22 protein-coding genes are annotated in these 22,235 nt (G+C 47.1%); 7 read left to right on the plus strand and 15 right to left on the minus strand.

Annotated features, from left to right (window positions below):
• Complete coding sequence (locus AC3WU2_RS12410) at nt 1-864, plus strand: helix-turn-helix transcriptional regulator (protein WP_492454455.1); 864 nt, start codon at nt 1-3, stop codon at nt 862-864.
• Here AC3WU2_RS12410 and AC3WU2_RS12415 read toward each other — a convergent pair.
• From AC3WU2_RS12415 to AC3WU2_RS12470, 12 genes are all read right to left on the minus strand, one after another.
• Nucleotides 809-1,915 (minus strand): HAMP domain-containing sensor histidine kinase, encoded by a 1,107-nt coding sequence (locus tag AC3WU2_RS12415; RefSeq protein ID WP_492454457.1) that lies wholly within the window; start codon nt 1,913-1,915, stop codon nt 809-811. The two genes, AC3WU2_RS12410 and AC3WU2_RS12415, sit on opposite strands and share 56 nt — an antisense overlap.
• On the minus strand, nt 1,905-2,591 hold the full coding sequence (locus AC3WU2_RS12420) for a response regulator transcription factor (protein WP_492454459.1): 687 nt from the start codon (nt 2,589-2,591) through the stop codon (nt 1,905-1,907). The genes AC3WU2_RS12415 and AC3WU2_RS12420 overlap by 11 nt, the downstream gene beginning before the upstream one ends.
• A 15-nt stretch (nt 2,592-2,606) precedes the next feature.
• Complete coding sequence (locus AC3WU2_RS12425) at nt 2,607-3,101, minus strand: DedA family protein (protein ID WP_492454461.1); 495 nt, start codon at nt 3,099-3,101, stop codon at nt 2,607-2,609.
• Nucleotides 3,091-3,690, minus strand: coding sequence for a class I SAM-dependent methyltransferase (locus AC3WU2_RS12430; RefSeq protein ID WP_492454463.1), 600 nt, complete (start codon nt 3,688-3,690; stop codon nt 3,091-3,093). The genes AC3WU2_RS12425 and AC3WU2_RS12430 overlap by 11 nt, the downstream gene beginning before the upstream one ends.
• A gap of 353 nt (nt 3,691-4,043) precedes the next feature.
• A complete protein-coding gene (locus AC3WU2_RS12435; protein WP_492454465.1) occupies nt 4,044-4,763 on the minus strand; it encodes a DNA alkylation repair protein in 720 nt (239 codons plus the stop codon).
• 36 nt (nt 4,764-4,799) lie between these two features.
• The gene (locus AC3WU2_RS12440) at nt 4,800-5,678 is read right to left on the minus strand and encodes a radical SAM/SPASM domain-containing protein (RefSeq protein ID WP_018755046.1); all 879 of its coding nucleotides are present in this window, start codon (nt 5,676-5,678) and stop codon (nt 4,800-4,802) included.
• 107 nt (nt 5,679-5,785) lie between these two features.
• Nucleotides 5,786-6,469: a GNAT family N-acetyltransferase gene (locus AC3WU2_RS12445; protein ID WP_492454727.1), complete on the minus strand. Its 684-nt coding sequence runs from the start codon at nt 6,467-6,469 to the stop codon at nt 5,786-5,788.
• Nucleotides 6,470-6,474: 5 nt separating this feature from the next.
• Nucleotides 6,475-7,056, minus strand: a complete 582-nt coding sequence (locus AC3WU2_RS12450) for a DJ-1/PfpI family protein (protein WP_492454467.1) — start codon at nt 7,054-7,056, stop codon at nt 6,475-6,477.
• Nucleotides 7,057-7,105: 49 nt separating this feature from the next.
• A complete protein-coding gene (locus tag AC3WU2_RS12455; protein ID WP_492454469.1) occupies nt 7,106-7,693 on the minus strand; it encodes an HAD family hydrolase in 588 nt (195 codons plus the stop codon).
• 24 nt (nt 7,694-7,717) lie between these two features.
• Nucleotides 7,718-8,272, minus strand: a complete 555-nt coding sequence (locus AC3WU2_RS12460) for a hypothetical protein (protein ID WP_492454471.1) — start codon at nt 8,270-8,272, stop codon at nt 7,718-7,720.
• Nucleotides 8,273-8,341: 69 nt separating this feature from the next.
• On the minus strand, nt 8,342-8,749 hold the full coding sequence (locus AC3WU2_RS12465) for a zinc ribbon domain-containing protein (protein ID WP_492454473.1): 408 nt from the start codon (nt 8,747-8,749) through the stop codon (nt 8,342-8,344).
• A gap of 18 nt (nt 8,750-8,767) precedes the next feature.
• Nucleotides 8,768-9,247, minus strand: coding sequence for a GNAT family N-acetyltransferase (locus AC3WU2_RS12470; protein ID WP_492454475.1), 480 nt, complete (start codon nt 9,245-9,247; stop codon nt 8,768-8,770).
• Nucleotides 9,248-9,407: 160 nt separating this feature from the next.
• Here AC3WU2_RS12470 and AC3WU2_RS12475 point away from each other — a divergent pair, with 160 nt between their 5' ends.
• Nucleotides 9,408-9,617 (plus strand): DUF6199 family natural product biosynthesis protein, encoded by a 210-nt coding sequence (locus AC3WU2_RS12475; protein ID WP_492454477.1) that lies wholly within the window; start codon nt 9,408-9,410, stop codon nt 9,615-9,617.
• 45 nt (nt 9,618-9,662) lie between these two features.
• On the opposite strand, the gene AC3WU2_RS12480 is transcribed toward AC3WU2_RS12475, so the two are convergent.
• Entirely contained in the window at nt 9,663-11,591 is a 1,929-nt protein-coding gene (locus AC3WU2_RS12480) for a bifunctional 2',3'-cyclic-nucleotide 2'-phosphodiesterase/3'-nucleotidase (protein WP_492454479.1), read from the minus strand.
• 261 nt (nt 11,592-11,852) lie between these two features.
• Between AC3WU2_RS12480 and AC3WU2_RS12485 the strand changes: the two genes are divergently transcribed.
• The 4 genes from AC3WU2_RS12485 to phnE (AC3WU2_RS12500) all read left to right on the plus strand — a co-directional run bounded on the left by AC3WU2_RS12485 (nt 11,853) and on the right by phnE (AC3WU2_RS12500) (nt 15,285).
• On the plus strand, nt 11,853-12,818 hold the full coding sequence (locus AC3WU2_RS12485) for a phosphate/phosphite/phosphonate ABC transporter substrate-binding protein (RefSeq protein WP_492454481.1): 966 nt from the start codon (nt 11,853-11,855) through the stop codon (nt 12,816-12,818).
• Between the two features lie 87 nt (nt 12,819-12,905).
• Nucleotides 12,906-13,682: a phosphonate ABC transporter ATP-binding protein gene (gene phnC, locus AC3WU2_RS12490; RefSeq protein ID WP_492454483.1), complete on the plus strand. Its 777-nt coding sequence runs from the start codon at nt 12,906-12,908 to the stop codon at nt 13,680-13,682.
• The gene (phnE, locus tag AC3WU2_RS12495) at nt 13,679-14,491 is read left to right on the plus strand and encodes a phosphonate ABC transporter, permease protein PhnE (protein WP_492454485.1); all 813 of its coding nucleotides are present in this window, start codon (nt 13,679-13,681) and stop codon (nt 14,489-14,491) included. Before phnC ends, phnE (AC3WU2_RS12495) begins: the two co-directional genes overlap by 4 nt.
• Entirely contained in the window at nt 14,488-15,285 is a 798-nt protein-coding gene (phnE, locus tag AC3WU2_RS12500; protein ID WP_492454487.1) for a phosphonate ABC transporter, permease protein PhnE, read from the plus strand. Before phnE (AC3WU2_RS12495) ends, phnE (AC3WU2_RS12500) begins: the two co-directional genes overlap by 4 nt.
• Nucleotides 15,286-15,350: 65 nt before the next feature.
• Here the strand turns inward: phnE (AC3WU2_RS12500) and AC3WU2_RS12505 are convergent, their stop codons facing one another.
• Both AC3WU2_RS12505 and AC3WU2_RS12510 read right to left on the minus strand, forming a co-directional pair.
• Nucleotides 15,351-15,560, minus strand: a complete 210-nt coding sequence (locus AC3WU2_RS12505) for a hypothetical protein (protein ID WP_492454489.1) — start codon at nt 15,558-15,560, stop codon at nt 15,351-15,353.
• Nucleotides 15,535-20,682 (minus strand): AAA family ATPase, encoded by a 5,148-nt coding sequence (locus tag AC3WU2_RS12510; RefSeq protein ID WP_492454491.1) that lies wholly within the window; start codon nt 20,680-20,682, stop codon nt 15,535-15,537. The genes AC3WU2_RS12505 and AC3WU2_RS12510 overlap by 26 nt, the downstream gene beginning before the upstream one ends.
• 253 nt (nt 20,683-20,935) lie before the next feature.
• On the opposite strand from AC3WU2_RS12510, the gene AC3WU2_RS12515 reads away from it, so the two are divergent.
• Nucleotides 20,936-22,114, plus strand: coding sequence for a winged helix-turn-helix domain-containing protein (locus tag AC3WU2_RS12515; protein ID WP_492454493.1), 1,179 nt, complete (start codon nt 20,936-20,938; stop codon nt 22,112-22,114).
• Nucleotides 22,115-22,235: the final 121 nt, after the last annotated feature.

Below are 22,235 nucleotides of genomic sequence, written 5' to 3' on the forward strand. Positions count from 1 at the left end.
ATGAACCATCATACACGACTGCAGGCCCTATCCGAATTTTTAACCAAACAACGAGCGAAGGTTCAACCGGATGCGCTAGGATTACCGCTCGGCACACGCCGCAGAACACCCGGACTTCGAAGAGAGGAAGTCGCTCAACTGGCTGGTGTCAGCACCACATGGTACACCTGGCTGGAGCAAGGCCGAGACATTAAAGTGTCTGCTTCAGTATTGGATTGTGTCGCGAATGCCCTTCAATTAACAAGCGATGAACGCAAATATCTATTTTCTCTCGCACTCGATTCAGGCAACCCGCAGATACCTATGACCGCAGAACAACCGGAGATCAGCCCTTCCTTGCAGCACATTCTGCAAGAATTAACCTATTGTCCGACGATCATCTCGGATCGCCGCTTCCAAATCGTTGGCTGGAATATCGCGGCCGCGCATGTATTCATAGACTTCCAACAGATTCCACGCGAGGAGCGCAATCTGATTCAATTGTTATTCGCACGTAAAGAATTCAAGAGCCTTGCTGGGAATTGGTCCGAGTTCGTGAACGGATTCTTATCGATTTTCCGGACGTATTATGGTCAATATGTGGATGATCCTTGGTATGAACAGTTTCTACGTGACATGCAAACCGCGTACCCTGAATTCGAACAGCTCTGGAATCAGAGCCAAGTCAGTTCTGCACCCGATGTAGTCATTGAATTTAGACATGCCAAAGCAGGCAAGATGCTGTTCCACCTCACCTCTTTGCAGGTTCAAGGCACACAAGATTTGAAGTGCAGCATTTACACGCCCGCACCAGAGTCCAATACCGAAATTAAACTACGAAAACTGATGCATCCGAAATCTGTGCTCGCGGAAGCTGAATTGTAAATGCAAAATGTCCCTCGTTGTGCCGTAATGTAATGTCGCCGCTATGCAGCAGGACAATGTTTCTCGCGATCGATAGCCCAAGTCCCGAACCGGATTGAATGGCGTTCATACTTCTCGCATGATCCGCTTTATAGAATCGATCGAAGATGTGCTGCTCTTGCTCGATTGTCAGCGGCGGCCCATCGTTCTCAATCGTAATTAATACGTTTGAAGGCTCCACATGGAGCGTCGTCTGTATGACTCCGGGTCTTCGCGAGAACTTCAGCGCATTGATCAGCAGATTATCCAACGCACGAATGATTTTCTCTGGATCTGCAACAATGTATTCTGGATGGCTGCCCAAGGACCATCGTATTTCGACCTGATATTCTTCCGCAATCGGTTCAAATTCCGTTAGCAACTGTTCCAACATTTCCCTGACATCCATCGGTATTTTGTTCACCGTGACATCATGTGAGGTTAATCGCGTGTATTCGAATAAATCTTCAACCAAGCTCTGAAGCTGCGTCGCTTTTTTATACGTATTCTGAACGAAACGTTCATGCTCTTCTTCATTCTGGTACGATTTGTTACGAATCAATCCTAAATACCCGATAATGCTTGTTAATGGCGTGCGAAGATCGTGGGAAATCCCGGTAATGAGATCCATTTTCGATTTCTCCAGCTCACGCTCTTTGTTCTGCTGCTGGAGCAGCGCCTCTGCCATCTCATTAATACGCTGCGCAACGGTCCCTAACTCATCTTCACGGAGAACGGGCACGCGATAGTTCAAGTCCCCTTGAGATATCGTCTTCAAACCCTCGGCCATCTGAAGCACATAACGAACAATGGGCCTTGTCATCGTGAAGAAAATGATCATTAGCCCGCCGAAAAAAATGATTGGATCCAATACCACTAGGAATCCTTTTCCTTTCAAGGGTAGTATTTGCGTGAAAAACTCATACAAAGAAAAAAACATAAACAAGATGATGATACTACTCACAAAACGCCACAGTATTGCGACACGGATGCTCTTCTTGCCGCTGACACGATCCCAGAGTTTATTGATCAATTTTATAGCCAACCCCCCATACGGTCTTGATATATACGGGGCTTCGGGGGTTTACTTCAATTTTCTCGCGAAGATTGCGGATATGCACCATCACGGTGTTATCCGAGAACCCGGTTACTTCCTTCCAGACGAGTGTATAGATCCGATCCACATTAAATACCTGACCGCGATGACTTGCAAGTAATTCCAGAATCGAGAATTCAATCGGCGTCAGACTTACGACCTGCCCTCTAACGATGACTTGGTGCTGCACACGATCTATGGTAAGATCCTGCACTTGAATAACTTCGTCGCTATTTAACGCTGAATTCGAGAGAGTCAACCGGCGAAATTGCGCTTTGACTCGAGCGAGAAGCTCCAATGGGTTGAATGGCTTGATCATATAATCATCAGCACCCGAGGTGAGACCAGTGATTTTATCGATGTCCGCATCTTTAGCCGATAACATAATAATCGGAATCCCTGATGCCTCTCTTATCTTCATACATGTAAGAATGCCATCCATTCGTGGCATCATCACATCGAGAATCATCAGATGGACCCGTTCACTGCGTAGTATATCGAGTGCCGCCACCCCATCAGCCGCCTCGACCACTTGATAACCTTCATTCCGAAGATAGACATGAATGACATCACGGATATCTGGATCATCATCCACTACCAACACGGTCGGCATAACAGCCCACCTCCTTTACGATTGAATATAATAGCTCGCCTTCAGACCTACGATAAAATAAACGCCGGTCCAGAGCAATCCCGCAGTCGCAGAGAATACTGCGTACTTACGATAAGACATCTGATGCATTCCTACCAGATAAGGTAAGATATGACGAACCCCGGGGATAAAATAACTAATCAGCAATGCATACCCGCCATAGCTGCTGACCAGCCGCTCTGCTCGCTCGACGGATCGTCTCAGCCGTTTCTGGTTACGCAGCCTTTCCAAAATCAGGGGTCCGCAATATCGCCCAAGCACATATCCGATCGATAGACCGGTAATCACGCCGATGTATGTCAACATAAACGCAGGGAACGCATGCAGCAAGCCCGACTGACTAACAGCTCCACCGGTCATAACAATCACTTCATCGGGGATCGGAAGCCCGACAATCCCGAGCCATAAAGCAAAGAATAACGCGGCATAACCGAACTGGTCGATCCAATGCAGCAATTGATCAGCGTTCATTGTCCGCAGTCCTTTTTTTACGACAGACATATATACAAGCAGGCGGGATATTCAAAGCCACGAACTTGATCTTCTCGATTTCAAAATATCGACTCAGCTCCTGCTTCATTTGCAAGGAATATTGAAAGGCGATGAACTGTCCCCCCGGTCTTAACGACCGATATATTTCGTCCATGAGCTGGTTGCGCAGCAATGGGCTGAAGTTGAAGAATGGCAGTCCACTCAGGATGCAATCATAGAATTGAAGATGATGTTGTCGTGCTTCTACTCGCAAATCTAATGCATCCTCAGCAACTTGAAATCGCGGATACGCTGCAGCCAGACGATTTCGCATAACCCTGTCTTTCTCGAACAAAAATACCTTCATGTCTTCTGGCAAGTTCTTCTTCTGAGCCACAATCTCAGCCAAATGCGCCGTAATCGCGCCAGTACCCGAACCTAGCTCACCAATACAATGCGTAGATTCCCAATCCACCTCATTCAACATGCTGCACGCTAGAAATCTGGAGCTCGGCGTAATGCTCCCAATCTCTCTCGGGTTCACCATAAACTTCTGCAGGAATAACCACTTATCCTCGGCCCAATTCATCGCTATACACTCCCTCTCTAAGTAAGACTAAGTGTATCGACCAAATCTGAAGTTCTGAGAGAGCAAAATCTAAAGAAATTTTGAAGACTTCTTCCTAGCACAAAAAGCCGCTCCCGTACGACATCCCGAGCAGCGACTTCTTGAAGACTTGCCTATTCTATTAGTGCGTGTTCAAAAAGTCGGCATTTCAGCACCGAGAAGGTTGCGAGAAACTGAAGAAGGAGGAACGGAGTTTAGGCGAAACCTAAATGAGTACCGGACTTCGAAGGTGAACGTAAGATTCGATGTCGATTATGCTTCTTGAATGACTTCGTGATCAAATGATGACTTTTTGAACAACCTCTATTAAGGTTCTAACATATACATGTTTTTTTCTTCATCCCAAGACTTCCTCTTGCGGCGATCTTGTTCATATACTCCGTAGCAAGCGGAACTTTACATGCCGTCTGGCCCATATCGACACGAACGGGGCCGATTTGTTCTGCAACGCGCATCGCGTCTTCATGAAGCTCTTTCACGGATGCACCAACGGAAATGACGAAGCTGTTCATCGTGTAACGGACCCGATTCCGCTCTGTATGGATCGATTTCGCAATCTGCTGCAGCAGATTGCGAATCTCTGCCATGTCGAGCTGCTCATCTGGCGTAATCATAACATGATTCGCATAGGTACTCCAGCCGCAGGTCGCGATCATCTCGGACGGAGACTTCATCCACTCTCGTGCCAGTTCAAGCGCATATGGACTCTCCGCCGCAATATTCGCAACTGTATATTCCGCGGGCGTATACCAATACGCTTGCTTCACCCATTGCTGCAGCATGTCCTTTGTCACCGTCTTAGGGTTTACGGTCAGCCCTGCCAAATACATCGCGTCCGCATTGCCTGTATCATAAAGGGCTTTGGCTAATGCTTGATCCTTCTTCACGTCCTTAACGAGCTTCTTCATATCGCCAATCCGAACCCCAAAGAGCGGTTCCTGCGCACCATGGCGAAGGAAGGTTTTCTTCGTCTGTTCTGTGCCCATGGCTTCAAGCTTGTCCATCACTTCTTCTAAAGTTAAGGTCACCCGCATCACAACTCCTAACGATTCATTATTCCACTGCTCTTCCTATGTGCCAAACCGTTGTCGATACCCACATTTCCGACATAATTCCTCGACGACTTCGCGACGTGAGAATCCATCAACCATGCGATTCGCTCGATCACTCTCGATAATCTCGGAGAAGTTCGTCTGGTTCACATTCCCCAGATTAATGACACCCTCCCCATCTAGACAACAAGGTATCACCGTGCCATCGACGAGAATCCCGGCTTGATTGCGCAGCCCATGACAGAAACCCGGACCCTCAATTTCAGGTGCTTGAAGGCTTGGCCATTGGAATTCATGATCCATATTAATATAGACACGGTCGGCAATTTTCAACCCGCTGCCGCGTTTGAACTGCTCTTCAATGCGATAATCCAAATTGAATTCTTGTTCAATCAATGACAATATCTCACGGTTCCGACTGCGCTCTAGATTCGTCTGGTTATCTTCATCCAGATTCCAGAGCCGCAGCGAGAATATAATTTCTGTCTTCTCCAGTGCCTCTTTGACGAAGTCAAGCACCATTTTGACATAGCCTTCTTTATCTATTGAGCCTTCATGCCCATCGAAGCTGTGAAGCGAGAAATTCATCTGACGCAGCGCAGGCTTGCCAAGCAGCTTCTCCCTGTTCTTATGGAGCAGCGTCCCATTGGATGTAATATTGACTTTAAACCCTTTCTCCGCGCTAATATCGAGCAACTCATCGACTTTCGGATGAAGGAGGGGCTCGCCTTTGACATGGAAATAAATATACTCTGCATGAGGTTTAATCTGATCAAGTATATTCGTGAACGCGTCCACCTTGATAAAATTCGCCTTGCGGCCTGTCTGTGGGCAGAAAGTGCATGCCAAATTGCATATACTCGTAATCTCTATATAAAATTTCTTAAACTTCTTCACGTACCGATTCTCCGTTTCCAATGTTGACTTATCTATATCCATCCTATCAATCATGACATAAATGAATTCATAAGATCAATAGTGAAAATATCGGCAGCAGATAGCCATTACATATAAATACTAAAATCAGCCCCGTAGGGAACGAGATTACACTTCTGCGCAATACGCTGTGAACCGATATTATCCCATGATGTACTATAGAGCGCAATTCGCCCTTGCGCATGAAGATGCTCACACCACCGAGAGACGACGCGTGCCGCATATCCTTTGCCACGATACGGCTCGGCTGTATAAAGACTTGCCTCTGACGCCGCCTCCGAAGTTCTCGCACTACAGCAGACAGAGACGGCTTTGCCTTCTACCACGTATCCGAAGACTGGGCTTTTGGCTTCAATCACATCCTGCAGCTCTGCGAAATACGTTCCTAGTAATAGGCTATTGTGCTGCGTAATCTGTACGATACGTTGATCTTCTTCCATCCGATGGGTAGAATGCCCCGTGTAAACATAGGCAGGACCCATCCAGATGTTCTGAATGGGATGATACTGTTCAATGATACGGCAGAGCTGGTTGATGGAGATAGGATCGCTGATCGCTTCCTCCAACTCGGTTACTAACGAATCAGACATCTGATGATGGTAGTAGCACTGGATACGCTCCTGCGTCTTCCCTATGAACAACAGCGGCGCCCCGGAAAAGTCACCCTCATTGATTCCCGTTATCCTCTCCACTGCATTCAATCGATAGAGAGTTCTCGCTTGAATCTTTATGAGCTCTGCATCGGAAATCATTGGCTTCAAATGAACTCGACCACCTTCGGCGACACATACGGATAATCCAATTGCTGCTTTACTTCATGCATCGCGTCTACCCCTGCTAACCATTCTATGATGTATAAGCCCAGATCAATCGATGTCGTTACCCCGCCGCCCGTAATGACGTTGCCATCTCGGACAATCCGCTCCTGAATGACATCACAATACTCCGCGAGCAGACCGTATGCTCTTGGATGCGTTGTAGCTTTTTTGCCCTGCAGGACGCCTGCTGCTCCCCAGAGTAACGAACCCGTACAGACCGAGACTTTATATTTCACATCTTGCGCTTCGCGCAGCCAACTTACGAATGTCTCATCGAATCGAAGCTTCCGCGTCCCTAGACCACCGGGCACGAACACCATATCATAGTCTGCCAGATGCGGCCTTATTTTCTGGACTTTCACCTTCATTCCGAGCTCGTCTGTAATTTCGTCTGTCAGCCCGCAAATATCCCAGGTGACGCCCTTGGATGATTCGAATTGATTCAAATGATAAATCACATCATAGAATCCAACAAAATCTAAAAACGTTACGCAGTCAAACAACACAAATGCGATTTTCAACACGCATCCCTCTCTTTCCAATACACTAGCAGCTCCTGGACATGGTAATCTATAATAGCAGTTCTTCCACACGTGTCATCCAATAGCCTGTCTCATCGGCTAATAAGGTACGCCAACCTAAGGCTATAGCAGGTGCGAAGTTCTTCTCCTGGTCATCCACATAAAGAATAGATCCGTTCCTAAGAAGCTTCTCTTGAGCACTTTGAAACATCCGCTGATCTGGCTTGCAGTACCCCGTCTCACTTGAAACGGTCATACTGGTGATGTAGCGTTGAACGGGGCGTAGTATAGGAGTTATCCACTCTGTGCGATGATTCGTGAGGAGATGAATATCTGCCGACTGGCTCCATCGTGATAGATGTTCCATGGCGGGCAACGGTACGAGATGAGAATAAAGGATACGTTCCACGTCTTGGGCGTGTACAGCGGGGATTTGGTCCGCGATCCAAGTGAAGAACGCCGTATCCGGAACAGCCCTGCTCCACAAATTCTGTCGGAGCTCTGACTTGAATTGCCTACGCAATTCCGTCGCTGATCGCGCCTCGGCATAAGTCACAATCTCATCCCAGAAATGCGGGGAGAAGTTCGAAATGAGCACACCTGCAACATCGAAGATCACTTGCGACCTATTCTGCAAGGAATGTCCCCCCCTATTTGCAACTTAACCTGTTGTTATTCGAACATCGATAACACAATCTTGCTCCATATCGAGCAGTAACCAAGAACGATCCAAACTAAAAACACTTCGTTCTAATCCGAGGCGATACGTTAGATGAGTGGATTGGTCACGATACGTTAAAACCGTTGGTGCCCCGAGCACTTCCTCGACCTCATGTCGCTTCAGCCCCTTAAGATCGCGTGTGCTTAATAAATCAGACACCATACGAACCCGACTTTCTGGATCACTCAGCCACCGAGCAGCATTGAAATGGGAATAATATTCATTGGATGCAAGCTGTACAAGCGTAATCAGCATAACTAGAACAGCACTTCCGCTAATCATTCTCCTTCCCCAGCGTCTGGTATCAACCCTATCCCAACAATACCGTAAGAGAATGAACCAGACGATACCAGGCAAAATGACGATACATAGAGATCCCCAAGTTATCGTGATATCCAGAACCCGAATGACAGACAGCATCACAGCATACCCCGCTAGATAGATGAGAAAAGAAATCCCAATAATGATAGAAAAGAGTTTGTACTGAAAGTTCACTTTCTAACCTCTCTTCATCCTATGATTTAATTCAACTGCTGCAGATGATGCTGCATACTATCACTACTACTACCCGCCGAATAGAATATCCATGACGGTGCTGAGCTGTCCTGTCTTATGGCCTTCAAGCACGTCGGGATCATAGATCTCTACGAATCCACATGCCAGACAGGAGACAAATAGAAAGTGATGGTGTTCAATATCGAACAATTTACTGAGTCCTGTTCCTGTCATGGCGACTTCCTTCGCACTACAAGCGGTACCCTGGCACTTGGCGCATTTGAAGCGATCTTCGATCATTTCCATGACACTGCATTCTTCAAATTCTTCTTCCTCATCCTCTTCTAGCATCAACGGATCCTGAAGCTCTTCAAAATCTTCGTCTGAAATCTCATGCAGCTTCTTCTTGCACGCTGGGCATCTCCCGTGCTTGATCGTAACTTCTTCATGACACCATGGACACTCGATCATCTGCATCCCCACCCTCTTCCTAGATCAATGACTTGCCTGTTCTTGATGGATATCCATAGCAAGCCGGATCATATCACGACACGGAATGCCATTCTCCTCAATCGCTTCCTCGTAATGTCGTACGAAGAAATCCACATCAACACCCACAATCCGAAAGCCGCATTTCTGGTACAAATACAACTGCATCACGCTTGAGTTCCCTGTACCAATCTCAATGGTCTTCGCACCAAGCCGCTTGGCTTCTTGGATGGCTTGCTTCACTAATCTTTTCCCGAACCCTTGGCCTTGGGCGCCTTCATCGACTGCAATATTCACAATTTCCACTGTAGCCGGCCGCGTTGGAATCAGGACGAACTCGCCTACTAGGCGATCTCCGCAATAAGCTAGCACACAATGTCCGCGACGAAAATAATCATCCACCATGTCTTTCGATGGATCTGCAAGTAATAATAAATCGTATGGGATTGGATCGGCTGATTCATAAGTTTTATATGTAAGCTCCAAGTTCCACACTCCCTCCACTTCAATCAAAATATTTCTGCCACTTTCGCTTGCCAAAACCGGATGATATTCTAGTATTTGGAAGCAAATCTATTCCTAGTTTAACATAGATGAGTTGATTTTTTTATCCAAATAATAGACAAAAATGGAGGAGAGTTGCGTAATGATCATTTTTATCGGCATCGTCTTTCTTGCAATTGGCATACTCCGATATACCTATCCATCCATCGGATGGCGACCGAAAGAACGCTGGATGATAAATAAAGATTCCGAACCAAGCGATACGTATCTGTCTATCGCTAGGTACATAGGATTTATTATGATACTTGCCGGATCAATCTTCATCCTAATCGGAATCCTCACGATAGGGTGAACAGCAACAAAGACCCTAGACAATGTCTAAGGTCCTCCATATTGATCAGCGCAAATCAAGCATATAAATTCCAAACCCTTGGTCGTCGTGCCTTCCCGTATATTGAATACGAGGCATGTCATCCAAGTACTTCACCGCGGCCGGTGCGCTTCTAAACGTAACTTTCACTGGAGCTTCAATGGAGGCAATTCGCCAATTGTGATCTGCAGTAGGATCGAGATGTCTCTCTTGAAGCAAATAGTCCATCAGCACTTGCTTATTCTCATCTGCGGAATCGATGACCACCTCTGCCTCTAGAATGCCCGGGAAATTGCCGCCGCCATACACCCGATAGTTATTCGATACCACAATGAAATCATCATTCAGCTCAATCGGTACGCCGTTCACCTTCAAATTGACAATTCTACGGGCATTCAAATCGTTGATCGTTCCGTCTGGATTGTATTTGGCTGGTTGGGTCACGTCAATCTCATAGGTTATGCCGTCGATGATATCGAAGTTATAGACGGAGAACAATGGGTTAAGCAGCGGCTGCTCCTCCGGATTCGAAGGATCAATTTGGTTATAAGCACCTGCTGACATTTCCAACCATTCCCGAACTACTGCTCCTTTAACTTTAACCGCCTTTAGCAGGTTGTCATATAAGTACAAATCACTCGCACTCTTGATCGCAATCGGACCTGCGTCGATATCGGTATATTCGGAAGGTCCATTCCTTCCGGCCTTAAAAGGCGAGCCAACCGATAGAATCGGCACGTGCCTGTCCTTCGGCCGATGTGTCTCGATATAACGTTTGGCATACCACGTCTGCGCGTTCGTCACCATTTGAATCGACGGATCATCTTGTACAAACGCAAAATAACTATAAATCGGTTCACTCGTCATCCCGATCGGCGCGTTCGCATAGTCTACCGTTGCTTGATGCGCTGACGCAATGCATTCTACCAAACGTGAATCAGGGTATACGAGCGGCTCACCTGTTTTCCTGTCATAAATCGATTTGTTATGAGATTGTGAATCAACGACCGTCCACCTGCCCTCGTGCCAAGCAAGGGTCAAATCAATGACACCTAATTCTGCCCCGCCATAACCGGCCTGTACTGCCGCTACGCCATGAATGGTCCCTTTCTTATAATCTATACCAGGCAACGGATTTCCCTGCGCATCCTTGAACGAAATGTCTAGGGACTTTAAATCTCTCGTCGGGAACACCTTATGTGTATGTGAGAACGTGATGGCATCGATCCCAGGGACTTGACTAAGCGACAACACCGTATTCTCCGCACCCTGTCCCCCCGTATCCGCTCCATCAAAGCCTGTATGTGCCAAAACGACGACAACATCAGCCCCCTCCGATCGCATCCTCGGCACGAATTCCGCCGCCGTCTTGACGATATCGTCTACCGTTACTTTCCCTTCCAAATTCGCCTTGTCCCATTCCATAATTTGCGGCGTAACAAGACCGATCACTCCGATCATAAGTTCATGGATCGTACCATGATGATCGATGCAAGGTTTTTTCAACAAGACGTAGGGCTGGAATTTGTTAATATGTTCTGTCCCTTCGGCAACGTATACGTTGGCATTGACATAGGGAAAATCAGCGTCACCAACCACTTGCTCCAAATAATCCAGTCCATAATTAAACTCATGGTTGCCAAATGTCGCTACATCATATCCCATCGCATTCATGACGGAATAGACAGGATGTATCGAACGCTGTTCAATTTCATGATTGATTTTCGCAAAATAAGTGCCGAGCGGCGTACCTTGAATCAAATCCCCATTATCTACAAGCAATGTATTAGAAACTTCAGCCCGAGCCTGATGCACAAGCGAAGCCGTCCGCACAAGACCAAGCTCAGGGGCTGGGATATCTCTGTAATAGTCATAATCCATCAGGTTCGCATGCACGTCTGTTGTCTCCAAAATTCGCAGCGTAATCAACGGCTCCTTACGTATTATATTGTCCATTGGCTTCGTCATTCCCCTCTCTGACACGTCATTGTATCTCATTATCCCTACTATAACTTGTTTTTCACCGCTTGTAATTTACATGGAATTCACATCTTACAGTCCGATAACAATCTTCCCCATTTTTCATATTCATTTTACACAAATACCCATCCCAGTTAACCCTTGCATCTTTGCACTATGTTACGCTCCTATATGTCAGATGAATCCATCTGATAGATGCTCATAGAATATATATGAATCCTGGAGGGGAACTTGAACATGTTCAAAAAAGCAATGACCATCTGTATGACGATTATCCTGGCTACAGGCCTTGCCGCATGTGGATCCAAAAATGCAAGCAGCGAAACGACTGTGAATGCCGATTCCTCAACTGCAGCAGCGAGCACAGCCTACGTTCCAAAAGAACTTAACGTACAGTTCGTCCCATCACAAAATGCTGATACGCTTGAAGCGAAGACGAAGCCGCTGGAGAAATTGCTTGGCGACCGCCTAGGTATCCCGGTTCATGTCTCTGTCTCACCTGACTACAATACAATCGTCGAGGCCATGGCTTCGAAGCAAGTCGACGTCGGATTCCTGCCCCCGAACGCCTATGTTCTGGCACACGATAATAAGAAAGCGGTAGATCTTCTGCTCCAAGCACAGCGTTTCGGTGTAGATGATGCAACAGGTCAACCGACGACGGAGAAAGTTGATTTCTATAAAGCAATGATCGTTGTGATGAAAGATTCTCCAATCAAGACACTCGCTGACTTGAAAGGTAAAAAAATAGGTTGGCAAAACGTAACTTCGTCCGCCGGATATGTTTTCCCAGCCGCTGAATTGAAACAAGCTGGAATCGACCCAGACAAGGATGTTCAAGGAGTTACGATTAAAGGTCATGATGCAGCGCTGATGGCGCTCTTGAACGGTCAAGTCGATGCTGTCGCTAACTTCCAAGACGCACGGAACACGGTAGCGAAAGACGTTCCAGACGTATTCGAGAAGACGCGCGTACTTCACTTCACGGCGAAGATACCTAACGATACCGTAAGTGTTCGTAACGATATGGATCAAAGCTGGAGAGATAAGATCAGCCAAGCGTTTATCGATATCACGAATGATACAGAAGGTGCTCAGATCATCAAAGATATATACACGCATGTAGGTTATGTCAAAGGTGACGACAAGAACTTTGAGCCTGTGCGCGAGTATGCAAAAGCCGTGGGCCAAGAAATTAAGTAAGCGAACACGGAGCAGCACCGTTCATGAGCCCTCATGACGGTGTTGTTTCTATTTTCACTATATTGATAGAGAGCGAGTGTTACGAAAATGATTACGTTCGAGCAAGTATCCAAAACGTATCCAAACGGAACAGCAGGACTTCGAAATGTGAACTTAACGATTCATGAAGGCGAGCTGGTGGTCATTGTCGGATCGTCCGGCGCGGGCAAATCAACGCTGCTGCGTTCCATTAACCGATTGAACGACATTACATCTGGAGAGATCAAGGTAAATGGCAAATCCGTCACGCGTGCCACAGGCAGTGAGCTTCGCCGGATACGCCGAGATATCGGCATGATCTTTCAAAGCTTCAACCTTGTCAAAAGATCCACTGTCCTCCGCAACGTGCTATCAGGGCGCGTCGGTTATCACTCTACATTCAAGACGATGTTCGGTCTGTTTCCCAAGGAAGATGTTGAGCTATCACTTCATGCCCTCGAACGGGTCAACATTCGCGAGAAGGCTTATATACGTTCAGACCAATTATCCGGTGGGCAGCAACAGCGCGTATCCATCGCTCGCGCCTTGGCACAGGAAGCTCGGATCATTCTTGCAGATGAACCTGTTGCATCACTCGATCCGCTAACCACACGCCAAGTGATGGACGACTTGAAAAGGATCAATCAAGAGATGAACATTACGACCATTATCAATCTTCATTTTATTGACTTGGCGCGCGAATATGCGACTCGAATTATCGGACTACGAGCGGGTGAAGTGGTATTTGACGGTACGCCGGCAGAAGCAACGGATCAGGTCTTCGCCGAAATTTATGGTCGGCCAATCCAGAAGGACGAGCTGCTGGGAGTTGGAGGCGTATTATGAGGTCTTCTTTATCACAGACTTCAGCAAATCAACCATCGTCCAATGCACCGTTAACCGATCGTTACAAACGACTCGCCACATGGCTGCTATTCATTTTCGTACTGATCGCATGCTCCATTCGTACTGAGGTAACACCCTATCAGTTAGTTGTCGGCTTACCGCAGATGGGTTCGCTCCTGCAAGAAATGTTCCCGCCGGATTGGAGCTACCTGCCGACCATTTGGGGACCGATGTTGGAGACCATCCAAATCGCGATCATGGGAACGACGATTGGCGGCTTACTAGCGATTCCTGTTGCGTTATTGTGCGCTTACAACATCATGCCCAATCGATGGATATCGATCCCGATGCGCATGATCCTGAATCTTGTACGGACAATTCCTGATCTGCTGTTCGCCGCCGTATTCGTGGCAATTTTCGGGATTGGCCCCTTTGCCGGGATGCTGGCGCTTGTATTCTTCTCGTTCGGGATTATCGCGAAGCTGACCTTTGAAGCCATCGAAGCCATCGATCCAGGCCCACTTGAAGCGATGACCGCTGTCGGGGCCAACCGGATTCAATTGATCATCTTCGGCGTCATGCCGCAGGCATTGCCCTACTTCGTCTCCTACTTCCTATATACCTTCGAGGTCAACGTCAGAGCAGCTTCTGTGCTTGGACTTGTCGGTGCTGGCGGAATCGGACTGCTGCTTGACCGTTCACTAGGTTTATTCCGTTATGACCGGGCATCTATCATTATTCTATTGACGCTAGCCATCGTTCTCATGATCGATTATGGTAGTGCTGTGATACGGAGGAAATTGCTATGAAACTAGATACATTGCAGAGACCCATCAGCTCCCGCATTCGCTTCTGGGTGATTGCTGCATTGATGATTGCCATCTATTATTGGGCCATACAAGGTATGCAATTCGAAGGATTACAGAAGACAGCCGGATCGGTCTCGAAATCCATCCTTACTGGGTTCCTGCATCCGGATTGGTCCTTCGTCTATATTCCTGAAGGTGAAGATTTGCTGCGAGGCTTGCTCGACACCCTTGTCATCTCAATACTAGGAACCGTCGTTGCGGCTGTAACCTGTATTCCCTTCGCATTCTGGGCGTCCTCCAATATGAGTCAGCAGTGGGCCGTCTCGGGCAGTGGTAAAGTCGTACTTAGCATCATTCGCGTATTTCCCGAAATTATCGTAGCGATCTTGTTCATCAAGGCCGTCGGTCCCGGCTCATTTGCGGGTGTTCTCGCGCTCGGAATCCATTCGATTGGCATGTTGGCCAAGCTCTATGCCGAGACGATTGAGAACATTGATCCTGGTCCTGAGGAAGCCCTGCTCGCCTGTGGTGCAAATCGCCTTCAAGTTTTGCGGTACGCCGTTCTTCCACAAGTTATCCCGCAGTTTTTGTCCTATTCGATTTATCGCTTCGAGATCAATATCCGGTCTGCGACGACACTTGGTCTCGTAGGCGCTGGTGGGATCGGCACACCGTTGATTTTCGCGCTTCAAGTACGGAACTGGAACCGCGTCGGTATCATTCTGCTCGGCATTATCCTACTGATTATCCTGACTGACCTTGTATCCGGTTGGCTGCGCAAACGCATCATATAATCGACTCGCCATAGCAGAAGAGGGAGATCTCTAAGAGACCTCCCTTTTTAACAACGTGCCTTGGGTCAAATAACACCATGAACTACAATTACTCCATCTCCCATTAACAAAATTCTGCACATTCTACAAAAGACTCTGGAGCCGAAAATCGCTTGCGCACGGTCCACCACATCTAATTTCCCATATAGATTACTAATATAATTACGAACTTCAAGGATCGTCCGAAGACCCTCCCTCGTCAGCAGTTGATCATCTGCGATCAATATTCGAATCATAGGCATCCAACCCCCCTGTATCTCGCATCGAATAAGGTAATTCTATTCGCAATAGACAACCTTGGTCAGGTTCAGAATCAACGACAAGTTGGCCGCCGAGCTGCTCCACCCGCTCACGCATTGCCGTGAGTCCAAATCCTAAATGGATCTCACTTGCACCAATACCGCAATCCTTAAATTTCATTTTTATCATCGATTTTACGTACTCCAGGGTGAAATAGAATTCCTTGCTCTCACCGTGTCGAATACCATTCGTCAGCCCTTCTTGCACAGCATGATATATGGTTTTCTTATATGCTAATGTTAGCTCAGGAAGCATACCGATGGAGGCGTGTATGACAGCCCCCGTGTTCCGCCGCGTTTCTTCGATCAGCTGATGCAGCGCTTGAACAAGGTCATAATATTTGTCCTCTTTCAACATATGCACCGAACTTCGAATTTCATGGAGACCGTGACGTACAAGGTCTTGCGCTTCCTTCAACCGATTCGAGGCTTCCTCCCGATCTTTGTTCAGCAATCGCTTGCCTGCTTCAATCTGGAGAATCGTCGAGGTCAATGTGTGCCCGACAATATCGTGAATATCATGTGCAATGCGATTCCGTTCCGCATAGACGGACATCTCAGAGAGCGCCGCCGCCGTCTCGCGCATGGATCGCTCCAGACTTCGAGTGCGCTCCTCCACTTGCTGTTCAAGATGATCTTTCAAATATTGAATCCCCGAATAGAGTTGCGCATTCTTAATTGAAATGGCACACTGAGAACCTAAGAGCTTAAGCACATCCAATCGATCCGAAGTGAAGACACCAGGGGCAAGCTTATTCTCCATATAGAGCAGGCAAATCAGTTTATTCTGATGTAATATCGGCAGACAAAGCACGGATTTCAACTTATTGCTGATGATGTATGCATTTTGCATGAACATCCCTTCATTCGAAGCGTCATGCAGAACCAATTCCTCTCTTGTTCTAGCGACATATCCGATCATCGCAACCGGAAGGATATCGGATGCATCTTGTAACGGAATGGACGCGATGTTCATTTCTTCTACCGACCCATAAGCTTCAACGATCCATCTTCCTTCCTGAGCGAAAATAATCGCACCTGATTCCGCCCCTGCATTATGCAGCATGATGTGCATTAACGTATGCAGCAGCCGATTCATTTCCATCTCACCGGACAAAGCCTGTGCAGATTTAACGACGGAGAGGTAATCGATTCGCGCAAGCTCCGATTCACGCTTCACTTGCAAGAGGTGTGGATACTTCTCCTCTAAATCAGCCACTTTGGCATGTGCTCCCCATTGCGAATACGCTTCATAAGCTTCCGTCATATACATTTTGGCCAGCTGCTGTCTCCCATGACGAAGACCATATCGCCCATAACCCTCTGCAATCATCGCAAGATCATGGATTAATCCATTCGATTTCGCCTGTTCGATTGCTTGCTCGTATAGAAGCTCTGCCTGTTTGTTCTGCCGTTTCAGACGTGCGATCTCAGCTTGAATCCATAAGTATTTATGCGCATAATTTGCTGGACTTCGCTTCGCATATCGCCGATACATAACCATTCGTTTATGCAGCTTCGCCATATATTCACGCTGCTCCTTAAGGCTAGCCCCCTCATAGAATTGCGCCCACACAAGAGATTCGTATAAATAATGAACCATATTATCGCTCTCAAAAGGAGGTCGCGATGCAATAATCGCCGCCGCCTTTGCCAATGCTGCCTTCGCTTCCTCGTATTGACCGAACACATATCCTGGCAAATATTGAAACGTGCATACAAGCTCTTGAACCAAGTGCGTCGGATCCCCATGCAATGATTCTGCAAAGTCTGCAATCAAGACGTCCGTCTCTGCGTAAGGATCATCCGGTGAGCGGTAACCAGTTAATCGAACAAGCAGGGCCGCAAATACTGCAGCTTGCTTCCAGTGCAGGCTGTTATTATTGCGCCTAATGCTCCGGCCATGTGCAATCAATCGCGCATAAATATCTCCCAGCGGATGACCGTAATGCAATAATATGCTGCAATGAATTAATACACTCTGATTGCTATGCCATAGATCCCCTGATTCTAGACCGACATAACCTGCCTGCCTCGAAAATGTCTCCAGCAACGAAGGTGCATATTGGCGCCAACTATCAAAACAAAGCGAAAATGAAGTTAATACCTTCACATACAATACGGGGTGAGGCTTCGCTAATTCGCAGGCAAGCATTCCCCACTTGGCAGCCTCTTCTTTCTGATGGAACATATAATACGTGAAAAGAGCATATCCAACAAATCCAATCGATGCTTCGGGTGACATCCCCTCATCAAGCGTCATTTGAATCAAGATTAAAGTGCATGCGAGCCAACCCTTCTTATTGGTTAGGAACAAGGCATTCGTGATATGTACTAGAATAGACATCGCCAGTTGAAGCTTCTCATCTGTCATCGTCTGTAATCGCTGGAGTGAATCCAATGTTTTCCTGCTTAATTTACGCTTCACCTTTAGCCAATGAGCCAGCAATTCGATCGTACTTGGGTTAAAATGATGATTCATTCCCAGCAATTTCAGCGCCGTGCGACCTAACGCAATCACTTCATCATAATTATCACGATTCGCCTCAATTTGAATCTTCATTTTATAGACACGCGCCTTCTCCAGATCGGATACCGCTTTGCGTATCAGCAGATGAAACAGATCGTTTGCCTCAGCGAAATGCGCACATAGAAATTCTACTTCCGCCCGCTCTTGAAAAGCTTGAAGGGTCAATGCATAATGAGATTCCCATCCTTCTTCCCCCAGTAGATCCGTTGCGTTTCGCAAATAACCAAGGGCCGTCTCGTACGCAGTCGATTGTTTGGCCTTCAATCCTGCTTGCAAGCTCAGCTCTGCGCCGAGAAGGCGATGCTCTGAATCCATGATGATCTGTTCTGATACCAAATGAAAGTGATTTGCCGCTTCAAAAAGAACTTCCTCATGCCCTTCCTTCATTCGATCAGCTAGCAACCGTCCGATTTGCAAATGAACAGATGATCGTTCGGCATCAGACACGAGCAAGTAGGCAGACTGTTGAATCCGGTCATGTTGGAACATATAAGTCAGTCGTTCCTCACCAATCACTTGAAGCAGCTGCTCGTGTACAGCAATTTGCAGCGCTTCAGAGCATTGCGATGGAGTCCGATTCGTTAGGACGGCGAGCATGTCCACATTGAATTTACGACCAAGGATCGCAGCTCTTCCAATCACGAATACAGTCTCCGTAGGTAAATGTAATAACTTATCCGATATGTAAGCAGCCACATTATCCGCGATATTCATCTCGGTAATTCTCTCCAGATCCCATTGCCACTTCCGGCTGGGCTCGTGTAGATAGATATATTGAGCATCCACTAAATCCTGCAAAAATTGCCTCACAAAAAACGGATTACCCATCGTCTTGTGGCGCAGGATCTTAACCAATTCCTTCGTATCCTCCTGTTCAACTTGCATCGCGTCACCGAGCAGTTGCTGCAAATCAGTTATACTTAGCGAGGTCAGTCGAATATGTTCCGCTTGTCTCGCACGGGATTGCACATACTCTTGCAATGATTGTAGAGGAGATGGAGAGGTGTCTTGAACAACATCGTCGCGATACGTCCCAATCACGAGCAATTGTCTTGTCTCTCGATCCTCTAACAGAGACCTTAGACATTGCAGCGTCTCATCGTCGCTCCACTGCAAGTCGTCCAGAAACAACACGAGTGGATGCTCCTGATGCAGAAATAGCTGAATAAACCGAACCAAGACCACATGGAACCGCTGCTTCGCCTCAACGGCTGGGAGCGGTGCGACAGTTGGCTGCTTCCCGATCAATAATTCCAGTCGAGGAACAAGCTCGATCAACAATTGACCATAACCTGCTACAGCATGGGCTATACGCAGCTTCCATACATCGACAAGCAGATCATCTTCGATGAGCACTTGATCTACGAGATGATTGATCATTTGAATCCATCCTTCGTAGGGTAAGGCGGTATGGTGCGGATCATATTTGCAAGAACCGACATAACATACCCCAGAAGCACGGAAAGTTTCATTCACGAACGACGTTTTACCAATCCCGCCGCTCCCGCTTACCCAGACAATCTCCGTTGATCCCGCTGCGGCTCGCTTTAACGCCTTAAGCAGCCGAGCTTGCTCCATTTTCCTCCCATAGAAGCCATCTCCAGCAAGTCTCCGATCCGGCAGATCCTTACTTCCAAGGACGAAGGGCTCGATCTGACCGGATTCGCAATAACTTCTGTAGCATTGTTCCAAATCATATTTTAATCCGTATGCACTGGTATACCTTTCCTCCGGCATTTTGGCCATACATTTGTCGACAATCGCCGATAACATATACGGAATGGTTAAATCTTTTGTTTTCATCGGTTCTGGCTTACTGGCCAAATGATGGTAGACGGTATCCGCTGCATCGCGCGGCGAAAAGGGCAGCGTGCCTGTAAACCACTCATAGAGCACGATCCCAAGCGAATAGAAATCAGATCGATGATCAGGCATCAGTCCCGTCCTGCCTGTCAGCTCAGGAGAGATGTATGGGAGCAGGGAATCTAGTCTCGCATCGAATCGCAAGGGTGTTCCGCCTTCACGGCTTGTGCTCATGCGGATATCGGCAATCGCGACTTCATGCGTATCAGGATTCACGATAAAATGCAATGGAGTCATTTCCTGATGCGTAATTCTCTCTTGATGCAGCTGTAGCAAGCAATCAACAGCACCAAGTGCAATGGCGATCCGGTCCCTTAGTTTCAGATCACAACCCGGAGAATGCAGCAGATGAGCCATCGTGAACCCGCCATGATCCCGCATCATGAGGACGGGACGCTCGCCATCCATAATGAATGCATACGGTTCAACGCATCCATTCCCTTCGAAATGACAGAGAAGATCATATTCCTCTTGAAAAGCGGCAATCATCGACGAGCCTGGATACGTATCCCGAGTTGTTTTGGCAATCACACATATGTTGTCTTCTATCATGATCATTCGGCATAGAATAATCTCCTCGTTGCTTCCGATCCATTCAACAAACTCATATCCTGCGAATTGCAGCATTGCACCGCCCCCATTGTCTGTTATGATTCTATTGTTCATATGCCGATCAACCCAATATTCCCCTTATTATACCATTCCTATTAGAAGTATGGATGATATTAGCAGAATGCTTACCATCTCTTCATTATTCTCGATAGTACATTCTAGAGTTAAATGGCATTGGCCAGTAGTGACTGCTGTCATCACTTTGTCATATGACTACGAATCGGATTCTGATTAATTTGTTATCCATGACACCCTGTTGTCAGGTTTTCAGATTATAATGAGACTAAGAATCCTTATCTGAGGTGAAATGATGTCTGCGATCACTCTTACGAAGCAACAGGCCAGAAAGTTTTTATTGTACTATCACGGTTTAAGCCGTGATGCTGCTTATATCGGCAAGGAAGGCATCCTCGCCTACATTCGCCAAGTGGGCTGTATCCAATTCGATCCGCTGAACGTCGTCGGCATGAATCACGAACTTGTCCTGCAATCGCGAATTTTTCAATTTGACCGCAGCATGCTCGGGGAACTGCTCTATCAAGATCGCAAGCTGATCGATTATTGGGATAAGTGCATGTCGATCTTTCCAATGGAAGATTGGCCTTTTTTCGTAAAGCACCGGAAACGTTATCAAGTTTGGTGTGATCAGAATCAAGAAGCTGTCCATCGCGTACATGCCGAAGTTGAACATCGGGGCGTTCTATGTTCGAGCGATATTAATGAAGAAGAGAAGGTCGAATGGGCATGGGGGCCAGCTAGACTATCACGGGCTGCATTGGAAGGAATGTATCACGCGGGTCATTTGGTCATTCATCATAAAGCAAAGACGCGCAAGTTTTACGATTTATCCGAACGGTGGATTCCAGCGGAGCTCTATGGCTCGCCAGACCCTTTTAAGACGGTCGAAGATTTCTACGCATGGTATGTGCTGCGTCGGATTGGCAGTGTTGGATTGCTGTGGAATCGGCCGAGCGATGCCTGGATTGGGATTGGCGGGATGAAGAGCTCTCAGCGGAATGAGGCTTTTGCAAGCTTGCTCGATAAGAAATGGATTACGGAGGTGCAAGTGGAAGGCCTGCAATATCCATTATATCTTCGTACTACAGATCTTGATTGCTTGGATAAAGCCCTATCCTACGACCCACCTGTGAAACGCGCTTGTATTCTAGCACCACTCGATAACTTGCTGTGGGATCGGACACTTATTCATCAGTTATTCGATTTTGAATATCGCTGGGAAGTGTACAAGCCAGTGGCGGAGCGCAAATATGGTTACTATGTGCTTCCTGTCGTGTATGGTGACGACATCGTCGCTCGATTCGAGCCAGCCAAGCAACGGGGAAAGTCCCCATTAACCGTCCAACATTGGTGGTGGGAGGATCATACTGTCGTTGATTCAGCCATGAAGAAGAGTATCCTAGCATGCTTTGAGCGGTTTGCCGCTTTCCTCGGGACGGAATTTGATCGACAAAGCTTGCAATTGTAACGCAGCGTGAGAAAACCTCTATCGAGGCTTATTTCGAAGATGAGCGACCGCGGTCAAAGGTAGGTTTTATCGCCAATAAGAAACCTATTTTCGGATGCCGAAAACTTAAACTTTCTATTGT

Source organism: Paenibacillus sp. EB106-05-06-XG162 (genome assembly GCF_058791655.1).